This is a genomic window from Bacillus cereus group sp. Bc031 (assembly GCF_027716265.1).
Lineage (GTDB): Bacteria > Bacillota > Bacilli > Bacillales > Bacillaceae_G > Bacillus_A > Bacillus_A paranthracis.
Genome location: NZ_JAQFUL010000003.1, coordinates 65,545 through 87,946, shown reverse-complemented (window position 1 = coordinate 87,946; position 22,402 = coordinate 65,545). Strand labels below are relative to the sequence as shown.

Genomic DNA, 22,402 nt, shown 5'->3' with positions numbered 1-22,402 from the left:
TGAGAAAATATGAAATAGGGAGAGGGAAATGGCTGTGAAGAAATTGTTAAGTGTCTTTTTATCATTCATACTATTGCTTTCATTTACTGGAACTTTAGTACAAGCAGAAGAAACGACTTCTATGTCAGTAGAAAAAGCAATTCAAGTATTTAAGCAGCAAGGGAAAACGAAGGGGACAGTGGAAGGGTATATCGTCGGATATACGCAAAGTCCTTCGAAATACACGAAAGATCCGGCTAAGTTTGATGATACAAACGTAGCAATTGCTGATTCGCCAAATGAAACGAATCCAGACAAAATCATGCCTGTTCAGTTACCAAAAGGCGATGTGAGAGCGGCAGTAAACGTGAAAGATCATCCTGAAAATATCGGGAAGAAAGTTAGTTTAACAGGGACGCTTGAATTATATTTTAGTAGCCCAGGTTTAAAATCAGTAACAGCTCATAAGTTTCAAGGGGAAGAACAAAACCGTGTTAGTGATGTAGTAGCTTCACCGAATGGAGGAGAAGTTGCGAAAGGAACAGCAGTAACGTTAACAACGAATACAGAAGGAGCAACAATCTACTATACGTTAGATGGCTCTAACCCTACAAATAAAAGCGTTCGTTATAACGGACAAATTGTAGTGAATGAAAATAATGTGATTAAAGCAATTGCAGAGAAAGAAGGGCTTACTTCTTCAGCGATTTCAACATTTTCATTTGTTATCGTAAACAATGAACCAGTTCGTATTCATGATATTCAAGGAAAATCACATCTTTCTCCTTACAACGGGAAGAAAGTATACAATGTGGAAGGCGTTGTAACAGCGCTTGATAAAAATGGTTTTTATATAGAAGATAATCAGCCAGATAATGATCCAGCTACTTCAGAAGGTATGTATGTGTACAAAAAGGATGCGAATGTAGCAGTAGGAGATCTTATTCAAGTTGATGGAGTAGTAGAAGAATATGTTGGACCTGGATATGCAGAAAGGTTTGAAACAGACTTAACGACGACGGAAATTAAAGCGAGCCGCGTTGCTGTAATCGCAAAAGATCAAGTTTTACCAGCACCGATTGTACTTGGAGAAAACGGTGTGAAAATTCCTGATCAAATTATCGATAATGATGCATTTGGTTTATTTGATCCAAATGAAGATGCAATCGATTTTTATGAAAGTATAGAAGGTATGCGCGTTACGATGCCAACGCCAAAAATTATTGCACCTCAGAAAAACGGGAATTTATATGTAACAGTGAAAAATGGCGGAAATAAAGTCGTAACGAAATATGGCACACCTGTATTAGATGAAAATCAATTAAACCCAGAGCGTCTTTCTGTAAAAGTACCTCGTAATTATGTAGCAAAAGTAGGAGATACTTTCACTGGAAATATAACAGGAGTAGTCGGATATGATTACGGTGCGTTCCGCATTGCGCCAATAACGGAATTACCATCTGTAGTAGACGGTGGATTTAAGCAAATAGGAGCAAATATTCAGCCACGTCTTGATAAGTTAACGGTTGCTACATATAATATTGAAAACTTCTCGGCGAATAAAAAAGAAACAACAGATGAAAAAGTAAAAGCGTTAGCGTATTCTATTAAATACAATTTAAAAATGCCGGATATTATCGGTGTAGAGGAAATGCAAGATAATAACGGAACGGTTAATGACGGTACAACAGATGCTTCGTTAAGCGCAAAACGTATCATTGATGCAGTGCTAGAAATTCGCGGGCCAAAGTATGAGTATGTAGAAATTGCTCCGAATAATAATTTAGACGGAGGAGCACCAGGCGCTAACATTCGCGTCGGTTTCTTCTATAACCCATCACGCGTGAAATTAGCAACAGTACCGAAGTTGCTTGATAAAAACGTTGTCCGTATTGGAGACGAAAATCCATTGTTTGAAAGTACACGTAAACCGCTTGCGGCAGAATTTACGTTCCAAGGACAAAATTTAGTTGTTGTTGCAAATCACTTAAACTCAAAAATAGGAGATGCAACACCATTTGGAAAAGTACAGCCGCTCGTATTAAAAAGTGAAGAAAAACGAGTTCAATTAGCACAAGAAGTCAATCATTTCGTACAAGGAATTCAGAAAAAGAACACGAATGCACCAGTTGTTGTGTTAGGGGATATGAACGATTTTGAGTTTGCTAAACCACTAAAAGCACTAGAAGGAACAATCTTGAAAAATATGTTAAACACAGTGCCGAAAGAAAACCGCTACACGTATATTCATGAAGGAAATGCACAAGTGCTAGATCATATTTTAGTAACAAACAACATCGCACCGCACACAATCGTAGATCCAGTACACTTAAACTCAAACATTATGAAAGAACACGGACGTGTAAGTGATCACGACCCAGTACTTGCTCAAATTGATTTGAAGAAGGCATCTTAAAGTAGGGGGCGCTTAGGTAACTAAGCGTTCTTTTATTTGATAAAAATAGATAAGGATAGTGTATAAGCGATTTTTTAGAATGATATAGATTGGTCTTCTGCAGTTTTATGGTAAAATTAATTGAATATTTAGTTTTTGGGGAGGTCAATGATGCAAGCACAACTAAATGGAAAATTAATAAATCAGCTTGCAATTTTTTTTAGTACAATCGTCATGCTTCAATTTGTAGCGGAGGTAATAGGACTTACGCAAAATTTAGATATTACATATAACTTAATACATACAGCAGCATCTTATATAACGTTTAGTTTAGCAGTTATTTTTACTTTAATTGGCGCAAGGAGAGAATTAAGTAAATATGCAATTATTTCATTATGTTTAGTTGTAGGTATTAAAGCGATTTATTTTGTAGGGGGCGTTATTTTATGGGGATTGGCTGGCACGCCATAAAAGGATAGTAAATAAACCTCTAATTTTCAAGATAGTAAGGAAATTAGAGGTTTATTATACTTGAAATGATTTTCTACACCGATCTCTTCTTTGCAATCTTCTTCTATATTTTTTTCTATCCCGCTTTACCCCTCGTATATACATAAGTAAGCTAAAAAGCACATTGCACCGTTAAAATGTACGGTGACATTCCATCCAATGGTTGTTTTGGATCATATAAATGAATTGGTGCTCCGCCTATTGTAGGGAAGACGGTATTTAGCAGGACGTAAGGGATGGAGGTAGCTGCAAATGGAAATAGAAGCGACATATAATCTTTTTGTGACCATGCAGATGCAGCAAGTCCTAAAAGAGCCATTAAACCTGCAAATAAAAAGTTAATTCCAATATATAAAGTAATGTAAATAATGGGAGAAGCCTCATATAAGTTTGCAAACATCCCATTAACATTTATGATGCCTGAACCAGCCGGCGTTTCTCCGTCTGGAATGGTTAATTTGCAAAATAATAAAGATAAGATAAATGGAAGCGTATAAAGAAGTCCGCCGCAAAAGAATGTAACAATATATTTCGTTATTGAATAAGAAAATAAATTAATTCCTTTACTTACAAACTGTTTAAAGCCATCAGATTTATCCGAGTTGTAACTTGTACTAAAGGGAAGGCTCGCAATAATTGGCATTAATAATAAATAAACATCCATTTCATTGTCACGAAATCCAATCCATTTTATATCTGTTGATATAGGTCCGCTTGCAGCGTCCCCTAAATAACGAATGACATAATAATAATGATAAATACAAATAAGAACGAATCCACTAAACATAATAATTAAAGAAACACGATTACAAAAAGCTTGCTTTATATTTAAACGAAGTGCACGCATCATGACTGAAAAAGCCTCCACTGTTTTGATAAAGTGAAACTTTAATCAGTGGGGGCTTCATCCCTCACTGATTATTAGTCTTCACCAATCGGACTTTTATGGACAGCTCGATCCCCACCTAAATTCTTTGCTTTCGCTGAATTTTGAGGTGGGGGTCTCACTGCCCGTTAAAGTCGGATAAACTTGTCTATTTTCTATATTACTATTAAATGTAAAGATTTTCTTGTTTTTTTATTTGATTATTTAAAAAAAGAGAAATTTGTTGTTGGGAAGTAAGGTTTAGCTGTATATCTCAAGAACACCTTTTCCTTTTCTCTTTTCTTCTGATAAACTATGGACAGTATGATACAATTTGACTGGAATTTTTTATACTGGAAATAATAAAAAAGAGAACTTGTATAGAATGTAAGCGTGTGGTAATATCAAAGATGTACTAATTGACTATATTATCCAATTGGTCATTTTTGGAGGTGACGATGTGGCGATAGATCGAAAACGTTCTATTATTGAGGCTGCAACAAAGTCTTTTTCAGCATTCGGTTATAAAGCAACAACGATGGATCAAGTAGCGAAGTTAGCGAATGTAGGAAAAGGGACGATTTATACTTTTTTCAAAAATAAAGAAGAGCTATTTGGCGAGATTATTTCTAATTTAATTACAGAAATGAAGCAAGTTGCAGAAAATGCAATTCGTTCAGATGTTTCATTTTTTGAAAATGTACATAGAGCATTATATAGCATATTAGAATTCAGAAAAGAACATCAGCTCATGATTAAGTTAATTCAAGAAGAGCGCGATATGGGAACGAAAGAAGTACAAGAAGTGATGCAACAAGTAGATGTAGAAATCGTTTCTGTCATTCAATCCTATTTAAAGCTTGCGATTGATAAAGGTGAAATTAGCAAATGTGATCCAGAAATTACAGCATTTATTATGCTTCGCTTATATGTATCGCTTATTTTTGATTGGGAAAAAAATCATGAACCGCTAGAAAAAGAAAAAATTGCAGAATTATTTGAACTTTATTTATTAAAAGGATTGTCAAACTAAGATAATCCTTTTATTTTTATAAAAAAGTGACCAATTGAACAAAACGGTCATATATTTAATTTAGGAGGGATAATAGAAATATTCACTTCATATTAAGAAACAGTTGCATAGTATAAATTCGGGGATAAGGCATATGTATGAATCAGTATAGCCTTTTTGTTTGGGTAAAAATGACCAATTGAACAATTTGGTCATTTAAAAAGGGGGAGAAATGATGAAAGGAAATCAGTTACTTCGTAAAGAGTTCACACAAATTATAAAAAGTAAAAAAATATTAATTCCAATTATCGCGGTTCTATTCGTACCAATTTTATATGCAGGTATGTTTTTATGGGCCTTTTGGGATCCATATAAACAGTTAGATGATTTACCAGTGGCGGTAGTTAATTTAGATAAAGGTGCAGTATTCGATGGAAAACCAATTGAGGTCGGAAAAGGGCTCGTTGATAATTTAAAAGATAATAGCAGTTTTAAATGGGAATTTGTAAGTGAAAAAGAAGCGAAAAAAGGAATGGAAGGCAGAAAGTATTACATGTTAGTACGCATTCCAGATGACTTCTCAAGTAACGCTACAACATTATTAAAAGATGAACCGAAACCATTAAACTTAGAATACATTCCAAACGAAAGCTTAAACTTCTTATCTTCCCAAATTGGCGGAACAGCCATTGAAAAAATTAAAGGTGAAGTAGCAAGTACGTTAACGAAAACATATGCAGAGAAAATGTTTGATTCCATTCAAGACGTCTCAAAAGGACTAGCAGATGGGGCGGAAGGTGCAAGTAAACTACATGACGGATCAAGTGAGTTGCATGATGGTTCAAGTAAAGTAACGGATGGACTTCATACACTTCAAGGAAAGTCTGGGGAGATGAAGGATGGAGTAGGGAAACTAGCAGATGGATCTAATAAATTAGTAGATGGGTCAGGGAAAGTGACAGCAGGTTTAAATACGTTAAATAGCAAAACGGGTGAGATGCAGGTAGGTATAGGGAAATTACAGGATGGCTCTCAGAAAGTAACAGTAGGTTTGAATACGTTAAATAGCAAAACGGGTGAGATGCAGGTAGGTATAGAGAAATTACAAGATGGCTCTCAGAAAGTAACAGCAGGTTTGAATACGTTAAATGGAAAAACGGATGAAATGAAAAAAGGAATTGACGAATTACGTGATGGATCTGAGCAAGTGACTGGTGGTTTGAACAAATTGGTAAGTAAATCTGGCGAATTAAAAGCAGGAACAACCGATCTATCAAATGGTATGGGAAAAGTTGTTGAGGGACAAAGCCAATTAGAGAAATGGTCTCAAGGGATTCAAAAGGGATTGCAGGAGTTAAATAGTAACGTACAAAACTCTATTGCAGGTTTAGAGGAAATGCAGTCAAAAGCTCCTTCTACATTAAATAAGGTAAATGAGAAAATAAATGAGGCTGGAGAAAAAGTAAATCAGTTAAATGAATTCACGCAATCAACAGCAGAGGATGCACAAACTGCAGCGCAAGATGTAGCAAATTTGCAAAAGCAAATCGAGAGTTTACCAAAAGAATATCAAGATCAGTTGCAACCCTTTATAACAAGTGCGGCAAAAAGTACAGCGACAGTGCAACAAAAAGCTGTTGGAGTTGCAGGTGGAACAAATAAATTAAATGCAGAAGTAAAACAATTAAAAGGTGAAATACAACAAACGACAAGTGGAGTACAAAGCGAATTACCAAATCCAAAACGGGTGAAAGCTTTAACGGAGGGTATTGAGAAACTAACGAATGAACAAGCGAAATTTGTTAGTACGTTTCAGGATTTTGGTGAAGGGTTAGGAGATACAAAAAGAGGTGCTGATAAATTAAAAGAGGGATCAGTTCAATTAATTGATGGCGCAACTCAATTACAAAGTGGATCTGGAAAAGTGACAATAGGATTAGGGAAATTATCTGTAGGAGCAAACCAAATGACAGGTGGTGTAACTCAATTAGTAGATGGCTCTGGTCAAGTGACAGGCGGTTTAGGCGAATTATCTACAGGAGCAAACCAAATGGCAGGTGGTGTAAATCAACTAGCAGATGGCTCAAGCCAAGTAACAGGCGGTTTAGGTACATTATCTGTAGGAGCAAACCAAATGGCAGGTGGTGTAAATCAACTAGCAGATGGCTCTGGTCAAGTAACAACTGGCATAGGTACGCTAAATGGTGGTCTAAATAAAATGTCAACCGGCTCAACCCAGCTAATCGACGGCGTTAATAAACTAGCAGACGGTTCCGGGAAAGTAACGGATGGCCTTGTAAAAGTAAACGACGGTTCAGGTGAACTTGCTGAGAAACTTGGCGAAGGGGCAGAGAAAACTGGTGAAGTAAAAGGAACGGATAAAACGTATGATATGTTTGCAAGTCCTGTAAAAGTGAAGACGGAGAAAATGGCGGAAGTTCCAAACTACGGAACTGGATTTACACCGTATTTCTTATCACTCGGTTTATTTGTTGGGGCATTACTATTATCAATCGTATATCCATTACGTGATACAGTGGGTGTTCCAAAATCAGGATTTAGCTGGTTTATTAGTAAGTTCGGCGTTTTACTATCAGTCGGTATTATTCAAGCAGTAGTAGCTGATGTCATATTATTGTTTGGATTAGGTGTAGAAGTACAAAGTATTCCGTATTTCATACTCTTTAGCATTGTTACAAGTTTAGCGTTTATCGCATTAATTCAATGTTTAGTAACAGCATTCGGTGATGCAGGGCGTTTCATCGCCATCATCACATTAATTATTCAGCTTACAACAAGTGCTGGAACATTCCCACTAGAATTGATTCCGAAGTTTTTACAACCATTCAATGCTTGGCTACCGATGACATACTCTGTATCAGGGCTGAAAGCAGTCGTATCAAGCGGAGACTTTAACTTCATGTGGCAAAACATAGGAATACTCATGATCTTTATCGTTGTGTTATCACTTGGAACAATTGCTTCATTAACTTGGATGCACAAACGACAGTTTAAAAATATTGCTGAAAATCAATCGGTTGAAGCGTAGAAAAAAGCACCTTTTTGGTGCTTTTTTATTGTAATGCAGGGCATCTTTTTTGTAGTTCGGATATGAATCTGTCTAAAAACTATAGAAACGAAAGAAAAGGAATTACAACAATTTAAAGAGAAAACTAGAATAGAGGAGCTGATATGATGAAAGGAAAGCTTACTTATTATTTTATCTTAAATCCGCTAATCATCTTTCTTGTTTACGCCCTTTCACCTATCTTGTTTCATAAAGAAAAATATATAAATATGAAAGATGCACTAGGAATACTTGTAGTTTACTATGTGCTTATTAGCGGGTATTACTTTATGGATGTTGTAAGTAAAAGAATGAAGAAAAACGGTAAAGAAAAATAAAGAGTTTTATTACATAAAAACCGATGGAGGATAACAAAATGACCGAAAATGAAATCAAATTCAGAGATACAACTATTCGTAACTTTTTTGATAAAGAGGACCGCCTAAAATCAATTCCAGGTCAAAAGAAGAAAAAACTAGTATTGTTAGAGTATTTAATTAGCAAGTTAAATGCGGAGAATCAGTATACGGAAAAAGAAATCAATGCATTCATCAAACAATATCATGACGATTTTTGTACGATTAGACGCGAGTTTATTGTGCAGGGGTTTATGGACAGAGAGGATAATATGTACCGTATAAATGGGAGAGAAATGTGGACGAAGTGGGAGGAGTTAAAATAAAAAGCTCTGTTATGGAAAACAGAGCTTTTTATTATTTATTCGGATGTAAAATTTTAAAATCGTAGGCGTAAATGGATTTACCACCTTTAACAGATGTAATAATTTGATCCATATCTTTAATTTTAGTAGTTTTAATTTTTTTACCGGTTGTTAGAGAGTATGTTTCTATAGAATATTTATGTTCTTGCTTTTCATTATAACGTAATACATATAATTGATCGTTTTCAAAATATGTTTGTTCATTATATCTAACGCCATCCGTTACATGGTAATCAATTTTGAATTTAGGATTGACTGCATTTGTTTCGGTATTAAAAGTTATGACCTCACCTAGTCCATTTATAAAAAATAGTTCATTGTTATGTAGATAAGCGGAATTATTTTTTGTAAATGGTATGGAAGCTGTGGAATTCTCCTCGGAAGAAAGTAAAATTAAATCTTGTTTTAATGATTTTTTATCAATGCGTAATAAATATACTTTGCCTTTAATGGAGTTATCGTTCTCAATTAAAATCGTATAATAAAAATTTGAGTCACTTAAAATAGATGAGTAACTAGAATACGACATGTTTTTATTAAGATTAATTGTTGTAACATCTTCAAGGTGCATAGTTGAATCATTAAATAGTAATTTTTTTAAACTATGCTCATTTTTATCTATATCTTGAGTTAAGACTAAGACTTCATCTGTATTGACGCCAGAGCTAATAAGATAATGAGGAATATTTCCTTTATGAATCTGTTTTTGATTACCAAAAATTACATTCGAATCATAATTTCCAGTAGATGAGTTACTACCTGAATTGTAAATGTTAACAAATAAGCCTTGTTTTTTTAAATATATCCTTTGATCTCCTGTATGTTGGTATTTCATTTTAAAATTTTTAAAATCATCTCCAATAAATTTAATATTATCTTTACTTTCTAGTACGATTTCTTTTTTGTTATCAGATACACCTATTCCTCCGAGTTCTAAACCATTCATTTTATATCCATGTGCTTTTGCATTTTTATCGATGAATATCGCATAACTAATCCCGTTGCCATCCATATCTTGATCGGCAGTCGAAGAGAGATATATAACAGCTTGTTTATCTTTCAAAAAATCTTTTTTCTCAATATCTTCTTCAGATATTGAATTTACATTATTGTTTTTAAAGAAGAAAAAGTAGATGAGTGCTACAATTAAAATTATGCTTAGAATAAGAACGATTATTTTTTTCACTGTTATGAGCTCCTTTTATAAGAAGAAGTGCAACAAATATAGTTGTTGCACTTTTTCTTCAGTATTAAATATTACGAATTGTTGAGGTTTGTTTTGCGTCACGAACATCCCGTGGATATACACCAGCACCGCCATCTTTATCTAAATCTAGTCCGCCATGAAGTTGATAAGCAGACCAAATTAGTTTAGAACAGTTTTTAGCCCCATAATGTGTTGTACTTCTATTTGTAGCAAAATTATAAGAATATGAATCTTTACCTACACGATCTTTTGCCCACCATGCCGCATCATTTTTGTTTTGCCAAGATGTATTTACGGATTTTACTACCGCATCTCCTTTATCTACTTTACGGGATGTAGTACTAATTGTACGAACGCCATCACCTGGTACAGATTCTACAATTGTATTTGAACTATAATACATACCAACATGTCCATGATTTAAGTATGCAGTGTATGAACCAGTATAGAAGAAATCCCCCATATTGCTGTTCCCAACTGAAACTGTACCACCACTAGCTCCTAAAGTATTCATTTTTTTACTTGCTTCTTTTTTGCCTTGTTCTTCATCTGCTTTTAGCTCTTTATAAATCTGTTCAGAAACAGCTTCTTTTGTATTCCCAGTGTTGTTTGCTAATTCATTAATACTAGATATTAGCTCTTGTGTACTTACATCGGGCTGCATTTTTTTGATTTCATTTAAGTAAGGTAAATCATCACTTTTTGCCAGAGAAGCAGTAGGTACAATCACAGTAGAAGCTAGTAACCCCATTGTTAATGTTAATGCATGTAGCTTTTTCATAATCCATCCCCTTTGTGCAATTTATTTTTTCTGGGAATTTTACCTGTATTTTATTTAAATGGTAAAATTATCCTTAATGATAAGTGATAGTTTTATAGCTGTAAATCGTATTTTAGTAATTAATTGTTGAGAAAGTTTGGCTTGTAATAGGTTTGAAAAATAAGATTATTATGTTTTTAAGTGTAGATAAATTATATGGAAATGTATAATACAGTTTGTGTGAATATTTGTCTAAGGAATAAAAGGAGGGAATGATTATGGCGGGCTTTATAAAAATTATTCTTTAGTCGTACCATTTGTTATAATACGTGATATTCGTAATTTGTTATATTCCCTACGTTTTTTTGTTGAGAAATAAAAATAGTACTTTATTTGAACTTTCACTTTCAGTAATGTATATAATTGTCTCAATTCAGTTTTTCAACGAGGGTTCTTACAAAGTAGTAGTTTACTTTGTATAGTTCCATTTTAATAGTCATGATTAAAAAGATGGCCAGGTAAATATCTGAGCCATCTTTAAAACATTTTATTCTTCCTCCCACTATATTGGTGGGAGGATTCCATTTTCCCTTTATGAGAAATTATGAAATTGCGTTCTCTAATCGCTCTTTCTGACGAAGATGATGTGCAAAATGCATAGAAATAAGTTGAAACCATTCTGCTGCATGTAAGTAACCAAGCCCAGGATGTTCGACTTTACAATCACTTGGGATAGAAGAAAGTGTTGGCTCAATGTCTTTAACAATTGTAATTAATTCTAGAAGCTGTTTCTGGATGTCTTCTTTATTAGAGGGATTTTCAGGTGTATATCCAGGATGATTTGGTACTTTGATTTGTATATCCGGGAAAGCACCAAGTTTATATACTTTTTCACCCATGTCCGTTTTCTTGTTAGTTGCTGATGGTGTTTCAGTTTTACATTTCGCAATTGCATCTAACTGCATATATGTAGAGGCAATTAAATGACTATACATTTGACCGAGGGACCATTCTTCGCTAGACGGCTTCGTCCTAAATTGTTCTATAGAGTACCTTTCTAATTCCTCTATGTAATACGTTGCTAATTCCTCAAATTTCTTCATATTGTTAACCCCTTTTTATAAAAATGTATTTGCTAATACCTAATATAAAGGATGGCTACTGACAACATTATGTCAGTAGTGAAATTAAAGTTTTAACATTTTTTTTGCTTCATCACGGATTTTCTCAGAAAGAATTTTTGGCTCAAGTACTTGCACTTGGCTCCCCCAGCTAAATACCCATTGAAATACTTCGTCTATGTTTCTTGATTTCAAAAAAACGTGAAAACTGTTATCTCTATGCTCGTATGAATCTATAAAAAAGTAGCGGGACTCAATAATCTTATGTGCAATATGAGATGGAAACAATAAATGAACCGTAACAGTCCGATTGCTTTCAGGTTTATAGTTTTGTAAAGAAAAATCTTTCGGCTTTGTAAAGAATTCTTGTTCTTGCTGTAATGTATCCATTCGATCTAAACGAAAATTGCGTATTTGTTTTCGAAGTAAACAGTGGGCAACGATGTACCAAATTCCTGAAATATTGACTAAGCCATAAGGATGAACGGTCCGCTTTATTTTTGTAGTTTCTCTCGGTTTCCGATAAGAAAAAGAGATAGCTTGTTCTTTTTGAATAGATTCTTGCAATAGAAGAAGTTGATTTTCTAGTTTTTCTTGTTCAGATTGCTGATGTGAAAATATAGGAGAAAGGAAACGAAAAGTTTCTCGTAATTCCTGGGCTTTCTTTTGTTGATCAGCAGGGAGAACAATTTCAAGTTTCTCTTTTGCTGATCGTGCATGTACAGAAAAAGAAGAAGTGAAAGTTTTCTCGATATAATCACCGCCTAGTAAAAGAGTAACAGCCTCTTCAGGCGTAAGCTGAATGGGGGGCAAGAAATAACCATCCATTAATGAATAACCGTGACCAGGCATTGAATAAATAGGAACACCCGATTCGTTAAGTGCATCCATATCTCGATAAATCGTTCTTATACTTGTCTCAAATTTTTCCGCTAAGCTTTGTGCTGTAACAGTTTGTCTTCTTTGTAATTCAATTAATATAGCTAATAAACGATCGGTCCGATTCATGAAATATCTCCTTTTATCTTTAATAAATATGCCTCCTGTAAACTTCTAAAAGTAATATAAAATCCCCTCCCATTAACATACTTTTCCCTATGTATAATATTAATATAGTAAAATCATAAGAAGCCGTATTGCAGTTTCCAATAATATACTATATAATCAATTTAAGAAAACGTTTTCATGCAAAGGGGGAGAATTTCGTGTCGACTATAGAGGACGTGGCGAAATTAGCGGGGTTATCAAGGACAACGGTTTCTAGGGTGATTAATAATCATCCATATGTTTCAGATGAGAAGAAAAAAAGGGTTCAATTAGCAATGAAGCATTTAGGCTTCGTTCCTAATTCTGCGGCGAGAAGGCTTCGTAAACAAAAAACGGAAACAATTGCGGTGCTAGTTCCAAGGATTACAAATCCTTTCTTCAGTAGATTTATTGAAGCAATCGAGATTGCTGCTTCTGAACATAAATATAAACTGATTATTTGTCAAACAAGATATTTACCGGAAAAAGAGATGGAGTATTTACAATTATTATCTACGAAACAAGTAGATGGGATTATTCTATGTTCACTAGAAAATCCGTGGGAAGATGTAGAGCCATACTTACAACACGGTCCAATCGTGTTATGTAATGAATATATTGAGGAAGCAAATATTCCAACAGTGAAGTTTGATCATGCGCAAGGAGCATACATAGCTGCTAAGCATGTGTTAGAACAAGGATATCGTAATCTTATTTTTTGCCGTGGTAACGAAACCAAAGTGGTTAGCCAACAGCGAAAAATGGGCTTTTTACGTGCAATAACGGAGAAGAGCCGCCAAGTAGAAGCGATTGATTTTCTTGAAAACGCTTTCTCTTGGGGAGATGGAAAACGAATATTCCATGAAGTATTAAAGGACAAAAAAAATCCTACCGCGATTTTGGCAGGAGGCGATGAGGTAGCAGCTGGAATTATTTCAGAGGCGAAACGCCATGACTGGACCATTCCAGATGATCTCGCTGTTATCGGTTTTGATAATCAAATTTTATCACAGATTACAGAGCCAGGTATTACGACAATTGAACAGCCAATCGATGAGATGGCCCGAAAAGTTGTCGACCTGATGATGGATAAAATCCATACGAAAAATTATCGAAAAAAAGAATTGTATGAGTTTGAACTGGAGCTCTTGGTGAAAGGTTCAACGATGAAGGATACGATGTTATTAGCCTAGTAGACTATGTCTGCTAGGTTTTTTTCTGTTCACAAACTACTATTCTTCGTGAACGCAGTCATCACATTTGTTATGGTATGCTTCGTGTTGCTCATCAATTTCTTTCCCACAGTGCGCACAAGTTTTCGTCGGTAAATTTCTGAAAAACTCCATTGGTTGATCGATCATGTCAATCCCTCCATTTCCATTTCTTACTATCATTGTATTAGTACAAAAAAACAAAAGTCAACAACTGTTTTATAACAAAATTGAAAATTAATGAAAAAGTTTAGGAAATGGATTATAGTTAACAATGTAGAATGTAAGTGAAACATGCATTTCTACTCGGTTTTAGAAAGGATGGATACATATGAAAATGACTGTTGTCGGCTTTTGGGGCGGCTTTCCAGAAGCGGGAGAAGCAACGTCGGGGTATTTGTTTGAACACGATGGTTTTCGTTTACTTGTAGACTGTGGTAGTGGTGTACTAGCACAGCTTCAAAAATATATAACACCATCTGATATAGATGCAGTTGTACTTTCGCACTATCATCACGATCATGTTGCAGACATTGGGGTATTGCAATATGCGAGACTAATTACGAGTGCGACAAAGGGACAACTACCGGAACTACCAATATACGGTCATACGTTTGATGAGAGTGGATTCCAGTCTTTAACGCATGAACCGCATACGAAAGGAATCGCGTACAATCCAGAAGAAACACTTCAAGTTGGACCGTTCTGATTTCATTCTTAAAAACTGTTCATCCTGTTACATGCTTTGCGATGCGTATTACAGCAGGTAATGACGCTGTAGTATATAGCGCAGATTCCAGTTATATTCCTGAATTTATTCCATTCACAAAAGATGCTGATCTTTTCATTTGTGAGTGTAATATGTATGCACATCAAGAGGCTGCAAAAGCAGGGCATATGAATAGTACAGAAGTAGCAAGTATTGCGAAAGATGCGAATGTAAAAGAACTTTTATTAACGCACTTACCGCATACAGGCAATCCAGCTGATTTAGTAACAGAAGCAAAACAAATTTTCAGTGGCCATATTACGCTAGCGCATAGTGGCTACGTATGGAACTCATGAGGTGATACGATGTTATTTATTGATAATAAAGGGATTACAGATCCTAGAATAAACTTAGCGATTGAAGAATATTGTGTGAAGAATTTAGATATTAACGAAACATATTTACTTTTCTACATTAATGAACCTTCGATTATCATTGGTAAAAACCAAAACACAGTAGAAGAAATTAATGCAGATTACGTAAAAGAAAAAGGTATTCATGTCGTTCGTCGTCTATCAGGCGGAGGCGCAGTATATCATGATTTAGGAAACTTAAACTTCAGTTTTATTACGAAAGATGATGGAGACAGTTTCAGCAACTTCAAAAAATTCACAGAGCCTGTAACGAAAGCGCTTGGTAAATTAGGCGTAAATGCAGAACTAAGTGGTCGTAACGACATTTTAGCTGAAGGCAGAAAAATTTCAGGTAACGCGCAGTTCTCAACGAAAGGTCGTATGTTCAGTCACGGTACGTTACTATTTGACTCTGAAATCGATCACGTCGTATCAGCACTGAAAGTAAAAATGGATAAGATCCAATCCAAAGGAATTAAATCAATCCGTAGCCGCGTTGCGAACATTACAGAGTTCCTAAACGAAGAAATGACGACAGAAGAGTTTAGACAACTTCTTCTAGAAACAATTTTCGAAGGAGAAACAGAAATTCCAACGTATGAATTAACAGAAGAGGATTGGAAAGAAATCCATAAACTTTCTGAAGAGCGCTACCGCAATTGGGACTGGAACTACGGAAAATCTCCGAAGTTCAACTTACAACATTCACACCGCTTCCCAGTTGGACAAGTTGACGTTCGTCTTGAAGTGAAAAAAGGAACAGTAACAGAATGTAAAATTTACGGTGACTTCTTCGGTTCACTAGATGTGCATGATATTGAAGAACGTCTAACAGGCGTACAATTTGATAAAGATGCATTCACTGCAGCTTTAGAAGGCGTAGATATCGCACGTTACTTCGGTAATATTACAACAGAAGATTTCTTACATTTGTTCTTCTAAAAATAAGGGGGGCTGCCGTAAAGGCAGCCTCTTTCTTTTTGCGTAGATTGTCGCGTTTTGTCGGTAAGTCGATATATTTTAAAAATCGCTGATATATTTCGAGTTGCGGTCGATATATTTGGAAAATCGCTGATATATTTCGAGTTGCGCTGATATATCTGAAAAATCGCCGATATAATTTTATATACGATAAAATCACAGGACATCTGCCTCTTATAAAAGAATATACATATTCAAAAGGAGGCGGATCGAAATGAAAAGAGTAATGTACGTTGTATTATTGCTCAGCTTCGTTATTGGAATAGCAGCTTGTAACGATGAAACGTCCTCAAGTCGCATACTTTTATCGATCGGAAAACCAGCGAAAGATAATGTTATATATTTTACGCATACAGATAACAGACGAAAGATACAGGAAATACAAGACATGTTTCAAAATAAGAAGTGGAAAAGAAATGAAACATTCAGCACTGTTAATAAGACACCAGATGTCGTCTTTTCAATAGATGAAGACAATGCAGGGTTACCGGCACTATATGTTACGGTGTATTTTCATGAAGATGGAGCGGACGCGATTAACTTGTTTGGAGAGCATACGACGTTAAATAAAGAGGAACTTACTAAACTTAGAGAAAAGATGAGTGCATATTATCCTAAAATGATTTTTGGTCTAGTTTCATAAATTACTTGCAAATAAAATTCCCTTATCCTTCCAAAGTAAATGAAGAGGAGGTGATCTGTTTATATGCAGTTAATGGAATAACACTTGCCACTTTAATTTTCTTTTAATATAATTAATTTAGAATTTTTAAATATTCTAAATTTTATAAAGGTGGGGTTTGTGTGAATCTCGTTCAATCTTTGGCTGAAACGGCGAAAAAGAAGGGGGATAAACCGGCTTATATATTTATGGATCAGTCGGTCTCATATGACCAATTAAACAAAATGGTCACAAGGTTTTCTAGCAATTTAGCAGAAATGGGCATTGGAAAAGGGGACAATGTTGCATTAGTTGTTGGAAATTCACCACATTTTTTGGTCGGTTTATACGGAACAATGAAAGCGGGAGCAACTGTTATTCCAGTTAATCCAATTTATACAGCAGACGAAATGCATTACATTTTACAAAATGGAGATGTAAAAACAATTATCGTACTCGACGTCCTTCTACCTGTTATACAATCTCTTACAACAAGACTTCCTTCACTTGAAAACATCATCATATGCGAAACCTCATCAGATTTTAACCATACAGAAACCGAAAAAATGAAAACGTTTACTACAATGATAGGGGCTGGAGATGTAACTTACGAAGGCCCAGAACTAGATGAAGAAGATGTAGCGGTTATTCTATACACTTCGGGCACAACTGGAAAACCGAAAGGCGCTATGTTAACGCATAAAAATTTATATAGTAATGCGAGCGATGTGGCGTCGTATTTACAATATACGGCTGATGATCGCGTCGTTGCGGCACTGCCAATGTTCCACGTATTCTGTTTAACAGTGGCGGTCAATGCACCGATTGTGAACGGGGCAACGATTTTAATGTTACCGAAATTTAGCCCGAAAGAAGTATTCCGTATTTGCCGCACGTACGAACCGACGATTTTTGCCGGTGTACCGACAATGTACAATTACTTATATTTATTCGAAGAAGCGAGCGCAGAAGATGTGAAGACGCTTCGTCTTTGTATTTCAGGTGGTGCTTCAATGCCTGTTGCTCTTCTACAAAACTTTGAAAAACGTTTTGACGTTATCGTTTCAGAAGGATACGGTTTATCAGAAGCATCACCAGTTACTTGTTTTAACCCGCTTGATCGTCCGCGTAAGCCAGGATCAATCGGTACAAATATTTGGCATGTAGAAAATAAAATTGTAAATGAACTTGGGGAAGAAGTACCAGTCGGGGCAGTTGGGGAATTAATTGTTCGCGGACCTAACGTTATGAAAGGATATTATAACGCACCAGAAGATACAGCTGCGACATTAAAGGACGGCTGGCTGTATACAGGAGACTTAGCGAAAATGGATGAAGAAGGTTACTTCTATATCGTTGATCGCAAAAAGGATATCGTCTTAGTTGGCGGCTATAACGTATATCCTCGTGAAGTAGAGGAAGTATTGTACATGCACGAATCAGTGGCGGAAGTTGTCGTAATCGGTGTTCCTGATGAAAACTTAGGAGAAGCAGTGCGAGCGTACGTCGTTCTGAAACAAACGAACGTAACAGAAGAAGAACTTATGCATTACTGTGCGTTACATTTAGCAAAATATAAAGTACCAAAGAGTATTGAATTTTTAACAGAACTGCCGAAGAATACGACAGGCAAGTTGCTGAGAAGAGCTTTGAGAGAAAAAGCGATGCAAGTTTAAATATAGGGGCAACCATCTTTATGAAGATGGTTGCCTTTCTATTTTTTAGCATTGGTTAAGCTATGGTGCCATATATTTAAACCGTAATATGACTAATAAGGAGGAGATATAAGTGGAGCAGAAGGAATTACGTTTGCGGCGAGTACAATATCTTATATGTGACATTATGGATGAAATGAATACGGAAAGTGAGAAGAAAAACTTAGAGGTTTTGCAGCAAGTCATTGATCATCTTTCAGGAGCGATAGGTGATTTAGTTGATCCATCAAGCTCTTATTCTATTGATTATTTAGAACGAAAAGTTCATACGGCGCATTATTTACTTTTTAATAACGAGCGGAAGGCGTACTTATGTAGAAAATAATAGTATTATTTTTATTTGACATTGATAATCATTATCAATGTGATGGTTATGTTGGATATATTTATATAAAGGGAGATGTCATATTGATAATGATTAAGAAAAAATATATGAATGCATTTGTTATAGCAGCAACGTTAGCAGTTCCATTTAGCGGTAGTAGAAATGAAAGCAGCTAGCAAATTAGCAGATGGCACGTATGACGTTATTTTAAAGACTTATAAAGATCAAACGAATGATACATCTGTTGCGTCTACATATTTAAAAAATGCAAAAGTAACCATTCAAGGTGATAAAAAAATCGTTACGTTAACAGTTCAAGATAGTAGCTATTTCCAGTATCTTAGAGTAGAAGATACGAATAAAGTAGGGACATTCCATGATGTAAAAGTAATTTCCGAAGATAAAGCAAATAACGGTACGAAAGTTGTTCAATTTGAAATTGATGAGTTTTCGAAAAAATATAATATGCAAATGCATATATTAATTCCAGCAATTAAATATGATCATACATATCAAGTACAGTTTGAAATCGATGCGAGTGCAATTGAACAGAAGCCTAAATTCTCTGACGTACCAACTTGGGCACAAGAATCAGTTCAATATTTAGTAGATAAAGAAGCAGTACACGGTAAGCCAGATGGTACATTTGCACCAGCTGAAAATATTGATCGTAGTTCCGCTGCAAAAATAGTAGCAACTGTTTTACGGTTAGAAATTCAGAAAGATGCAAAGCCATCATTCCCTGATGCACAAAATCACTGGGCAACGCCGTATATCGCTGCTGTTGAAAAAGCAGGTATTGTAAAAGGTGATGAGAAGGGAAACTTTAATCCGGGCGGGTTAATTAACCGTGCATCAATGGCTTCTATGTTAGTAAATGCATATAAATTAGAAAGAAATGAAAATATAAAACTACCGAAAGAATTTGCTGACTTAAACAATCATTGGGGTGCGAAGTATGCCAATATTTTAATCCAAGAAAAGATTTCAATTGGAACAGATAATGGCTGGGCTCCAAATAAAGCGGTAAGTCGTGCGGAAGCAGCACAATTTATTGCGAAGGCGGATAAGTTGAAATAAAGTACCAATATTAGCTTTAAGTAGAAAGGCACATGAATCTTTCCATAAAGTGAAAAAAAGTCTGTTTATGTTGCCGAAAGAACTAAAGGAGTTTTTTATTTCAATAAAAAACCGAACCACCACCTAAGTGACGGTTCGGTTTTCTTTATTTTTTCTCTACTAATTTTTTATTCTTCCAATCTAGTGTAAACGATTTATTAAATGTTTTTTGATCAACGTCTTTTACGTTGTTTCCAACCCAGTTTGCAGTTCCGAATGTGTAGCCTGGACGAAGTTGGTAGTCGTCGGCATGTTTTGTATAAGCGACTTGTAGGTTAGATTGGTCTGTATTTTTTTCAGAGATAACAACAGCGATCATACCAGGAGAGAAACCACTATTTGTTAGCGCTGGAAGTTGATCCATCGGTATTAAATTACCTTTTGCATCAGATTCATATAAGTATGTGCGAGAGTACATGAACAGTTGGTTTCCATATAAAGAATGGTAGGAATCACGTGTGTAAATACCCCAGTTTTGATTGTTATATCCGTTAAAGAATACGTTCCATTTTACGTTTTTATTTGTTTGGTCAATTAAGTTTGTTTTATAACTAGTTTGTTTATAGCTTACAGAATCAGACCAAGTTACTTGGCCAGTTGCACCCGCTTCAGCGCTAGGTCCATTTGGCGTTGCAGAAGCTTTAACAGAACCGCCAAGTTGATAAGATACACTAGAGGTTACAGTCGTTTCTTCTACAGCATTTGTAGGTGCTACGTTAAAGAAACGAGCGCTGTTATCTTGAAGATTAAAGGCAATATCATATTGTGAGGGATAGCGTAATGTTGCACTAGCGCCAGGGATTGGGTAGTTATCAATAGGCGCACTACTTATAGTAGGATTTGCTTTTAGAAAACTACCAGTTGTATTAATAACGGCAATCTGTTTATCAGCGCTTGGATCATCGATGAAAGTTACCTTTAAAGACATTGTCATATTATCAGTTTGATCATTATTAAATGTATTATAGCTCGTATGTGTTTTTGCATTTTGTCCGATATCTGTTACAACTTGTGACGTCGTTTGGGCGTAAGCAGCAGGTGTTGAAAGCACTAAAGCGCTACTAGCAAAAACAGCGGATAATGCTAAACATTTTAAATATGTTTTAGAACGTTTCATACAATCACTTCCTTTTATTTTTGTCGATATATGTCGTATTTCATTTATATCGTAACATGAAAATAAAACAGAAGGGATGGTTATGCATAATTACATAGGTGAGTTTTGGATAATGAAATTTTATGAGTCTTTATCAAGGGAATCGCCGCTGTATTGTTTATATACTCCTCCTCATCAACTCTCCAATTTGCGTCGTAACAAACGCAATAACACTAAACAGTTAGAGGTTTTTATTGTGAAGGTCATTGTGCTTAATATTTACGCTATAAGTGCATAACAAGTTATAATAGAAGAAATCAATAAGGAGGCTAGTTGTGAAGAATCTTCGTTATCTCAATATATTTACGATATTAATTATATACACACTACTTATGCTCTACATAGGCTGGAACGGCTGGGTTTGGCTTCATGCCGTATTTGGCTGGGAGTCTTGGGGATATTACGCTTTCGTTGTTGGCTTCATTTCCTATGCGTACATTCTCGTGCAAGTGTTTAAGTTTTTGCCATTTCTACGAACGATAGGTTCGATTTGGTTTGCGGTTATACAATACGCGCTTATGTTATTGCCGTTAGCTAATATTACAGTCTTTCTTTTACAGTTTGTAGTAGAGAAAGAAGCGGCAATTATTTGGACAGGGGCAGCTGTGTTAGCTGCATTTATTTTTATCTTTGCGTACGGAGTATTTAATGCATATAGCCCGGTAGTAAGAAAGTATGAGGTGCACATTCCGAAAAAAGTAGAGGGACGTAAAAGCTTACGCATTGCGATGGCTTCTGATATGCATTTCGGTAAATTATCTGGCGTTTCGCATTTGAAAAGGCTTGTTCGTCATGTAAATGAAATGGAGCCGGATATTATTTTACTGCCAGGTGATATTATCGATGATCATCCAGGTGTGTTCATTCAAAAAAATATGGGACATATTATGAAACAAATGAAAGCTCCACTAGGCGTATATGGTGTGTTAGGAAATCACGAATATTACGGGCGAGCAGTTCCAGAATTCCTGCAAGAGATGGATAAGATCGATATTCGCATTTTATTAGATGAAGTAATTACAATTGAAGATCAGTTTTATCTCGTTGGAAGAAGAGATAAAACAGAGCGAGATCGCCAAAGCTTTGAAAAACTTATGAGTACAGTAGATAAATCCATGCCAGTTATCGCAATGGATCACCAACCATTTGAGTTGAAACAAGCAGCGGATGCTGGCGTAGATTTACTATTATCTGGTCACACGCACCGCGGACAAATGGCACCGAATCATATTGTAACTAGAAGAATGTACGAACTAGACTGGGGATACGCACAAAAAGGTGCATTCCACGCAATTGTTTCTTCTGGTTTCGGATTTTGGGGGCCACCATTAAGACTTGGAAGTAGGTCGGAGATTGTACAGGTGGAGGTTACGTTTGAATAAGTGTATGTAATAGAGAGCTAATGGCTCTCTATTTTTACAAATAAAAAAGGCTCCATATAAGGAGCAC

Annotated in this window: 18 protein-coding genes and 3 pseudogenes; 14 read left to right on the top strand and 7 right to left on the bottom strand. The window is 35.6% G+C overall.

The annotated features are described in order from the left end of the window. The first annotated feature begins 28 nt into the window (after positions 1-28). Both PDQ33_RS02485 and PDQ33_RS02480 read left to right on the top strand, forming a co-directional pair. Positions 29-2,395 (top strand): DUF6359 domain-containing protein, encoded by a 2,367-nt coding sequence (locus PDQ33_RS02485; protein ID WP_242230857.1) that lies wholly within the window; start codon positions 29-31, stop codon positions 2,393-2,395. A 150-nt stretch (positions 2,396-2,545) separates the two neighbouring features. After that, positions 2,546-2,845, top strand: a complete 300-nt coding sequence (locus PDQ33_RS02480; protein ID WP_242230866.1) for a hypothetical protein — start codon at positions 2,546-2,548, stop codon at positions 2,843-2,845. Positions 2,846-2,899: 54 nt separating this feature from the next. Here the strand turns inward: PDQ33_RS02480 and PDQ33_RS02475 are convergent. Then, positions 2,900-3,734 (bottom strand): annotated as a pseudogene (locus tag PDQ33_RS02475) (hypothetical protein). Between the two features lie 475 nt (positions 3,735-4,209). Here PDQ33_RS02475 and PDQ33_RS02470 point away from each other — a divergent pair. From PDQ33_RS02470 to PDQ33_RS02455, 4 genes are all read left to right on the top strand, one after another. After that, entirely contained in the window at positions 4,210-4,782 is a 573-nt protein-coding gene (locus tag PDQ33_RS02470) for a TetR/AcrR family transcriptional regulator (RefSeq protein WP_270754604.1), read from the top strand. A gap of 214 nt (positions 4,783-4,996) precedes the next feature. Next, positions 4,997-7,810, top strand: a complete 2,814-nt coding sequence (locus tag PDQ33_RS02465) for a YhgE/Pip family protein (protein WP_242230868.1) — start codon at positions 4,997-4,999, stop codon at positions 7,808-7,810. 143 nt (positions 7,811-7,953) lie between these two features. Next, entirely contained in the window at positions 7,954-8,166 is a 213-nt protein-coding gene (locus PDQ33_RS02460) for a hypothetical protein (protein WP_002163726.1), read from the top strand. Between the two features lie 38 nt (positions 8,167-8,204). Beyond that, positions 8,205-8,510, top strand: coding sequence for a DUF2087 domain-containing protein (locus tag PDQ33_RS02455; protein WP_000138195.1), 306 nt, complete (start codon positions 8,205-8,207; stop codon positions 8,508-8,510). A 31-nt stretch (positions 8,511-8,541) separates the two neighbouring features. Here PDQ33_RS02455 and PDQ33_RS02450 read toward each other — a convergent pair whose 3' ends face one another. The 4 genes from PDQ33_RS02450 to PDQ33_RS02435 form a co-directional block, all read right to left on the bottom strand. Further along, positions 8,542-9,735, bottom strand: coding sequence for a hypothetical protein (locus tag PDQ33_RS02450; protein WP_000721064.1), 1,194 nt, complete (start codon positions 9,733-9,735; stop codon positions 8,542-8,544). Positions 9,736-9,799: 64 nt separating this feature from the next. Beyond that, on the bottom strand, positions 9,800-10,537 hold the full coding sequence (locus PDQ33_RS02445) for a hypothetical protein (RefSeq protein WP_000733102.1): 738 nt from the start codon (positions 10,535-10,537) through the stop codon (positions 9,800-9,802). Between the two features lie 581 nt (positions 10,538-11,118). Further along, positions 11,119-11,619 (bottom strand): DinB family protein, encoded by a 501-nt coding sequence (locus PDQ33_RS02440; protein ID WP_000713022.1) that lies wholly within the window; start codon positions 11,617-11,619, stop codon positions 11,119-11,121. Between the two features lie 84 nt (positions 11,620-11,703). Then, positions 11,704-12,645 carry a helix-turn-helix transcriptional regulator gene (locus PDQ33_RS02435; protein ID WP_001082268.1) on the bottom strand — a complete coding sequence of 314 codons (942 nt, stop codon included), beginning with the start codon at positions 12,643-12,645 and terminating at the stop codon, positions 11,704-11,706. A gap of 197 nt (positions 12,646-12,842) precedes the next feature. Here PDQ33_RS02435 and PDQ33_RS02430 point away from each other — a divergent pair, with 197 nt between their 5' ends. Then, positions 12,843-13,856, top strand: a complete 1,014-nt coding sequence (locus PDQ33_RS02430; RefSeq protein ID WP_242230870.1) for a LacI family DNA-binding transcriptional regulator — start codon at positions 12,843-12,845, stop codon at positions 13,854-13,856. Positions 13,857-13,895: 39 nt separating this feature from the next. Here the strand turns inward: PDQ33_RS02430 and yhfH are convergent, their stop codons facing one another. Beyond that, on the bottom strand, positions 13,896-14,024 hold the full coding sequence (yhfH, locus tag PDQ33_RS02425; protein WP_000567010.1) for a protein YhfH: 129 nt from the start codon (positions 14,022-14,024) through the stop codon (positions 13,896-13,898). Between the two features lie 181 nt (positions 14,025-14,205). Here yhfH and PDQ33_RS02420 point away from each other — a divergent pair. The 6 genes and pseudogenes from PDQ33_RS02420 to PDQ33_RS02395 all read left to right on the top strand — a co-directional run bounded on the left by PDQ33_RS02420 (position 14,206) and on the right by PDQ33_RS02395 (position 19,758). Further along, a pseudogene (locus tag PDQ33_RS02420) lies at positions 14,206-14,939 on the top strand (MBL fold metallo-hydrolase). Between the two features lie 9 nt (positions 14,940-14,948). Continuing rightward, positions 14,949-15,938, top strand: a complete 990-nt coding sequence (locus PDQ33_RS02415; protein ID WP_000897258.1) for a lipoate--protein ligase — start codon at positions 14,949-14,951, stop codon at positions 15,936-15,938. A gap of 253 nt (positions 15,939-16,191) precedes the next feature. Beyond that, positions 16,192-16,620, top strand: coding sequence for a hypothetical protein (locus PDQ33_RS02410; protein ID WP_000832616.1), 429 nt, complete (start codon positions 16,192-16,194; stop codon positions 16,618-16,620). Positions 16,621-16,781: 161 nt separating this feature from the next. Continuing rightward, on the top strand, positions 16,782-18,314 hold the full coding sequence (locus tag PDQ33_RS02405) for a fatty acid--CoA ligase family protein (RefSeq protein ID WP_061131510.1): 1,533 nt from the start codon (positions 16,782-16,784) through the stop codon (positions 18,312-18,314). A 112-nt stretch (positions 18,315-18,426) separates the two neighbouring features. Then, positions 18,427-18,678, top strand: a complete 252-nt coding sequence (locus PDQ33_RS02400) for a hypothetical protein (RefSeq protein ID WP_061131511.1) — start codon at positions 18,427-18,429, stop codon at positions 18,676-18,678. A gap of 89 nt (positions 18,679-18,767) precedes the next feature. Next, positions 18,768-19,758: pseudogene (locus PDQ33_RS02395) on the top strand (NEAT domain-containing protein). Between the two features lie 145 nt (positions 19,759-19,903). On the opposite strand, the gene cytK2 reads toward PDQ33_RS02395, so the two are convergent. Beyond that, positions 19,904-20,914, bottom strand: a complete 1,011-nt coding sequence (gene cytK2 / locus PDQ33_RS02390; RefSeq protein ID WP_000830621.1) for a beta-channel forming cytolysin CytK2 — start codon at positions 20,912-20,914, stop codon at positions 19,904-19,906. Between the two features lie 314 nt (positions 20,915-21,228). On the opposite strand from cytK2, the gene PDQ33_RS02385 reads away from it, so the two are divergent. Further along, entirely contained in the window at positions 21,229-22,335 is a 1,107-nt protein-coding gene (locus PDQ33_RS02385) for a metallophosphoesterase (protein ID WP_061131512.1), read from the top strand. The last annotated feature ends 67 nt before the right edge of the window (positions 22,336-22,402 follow it).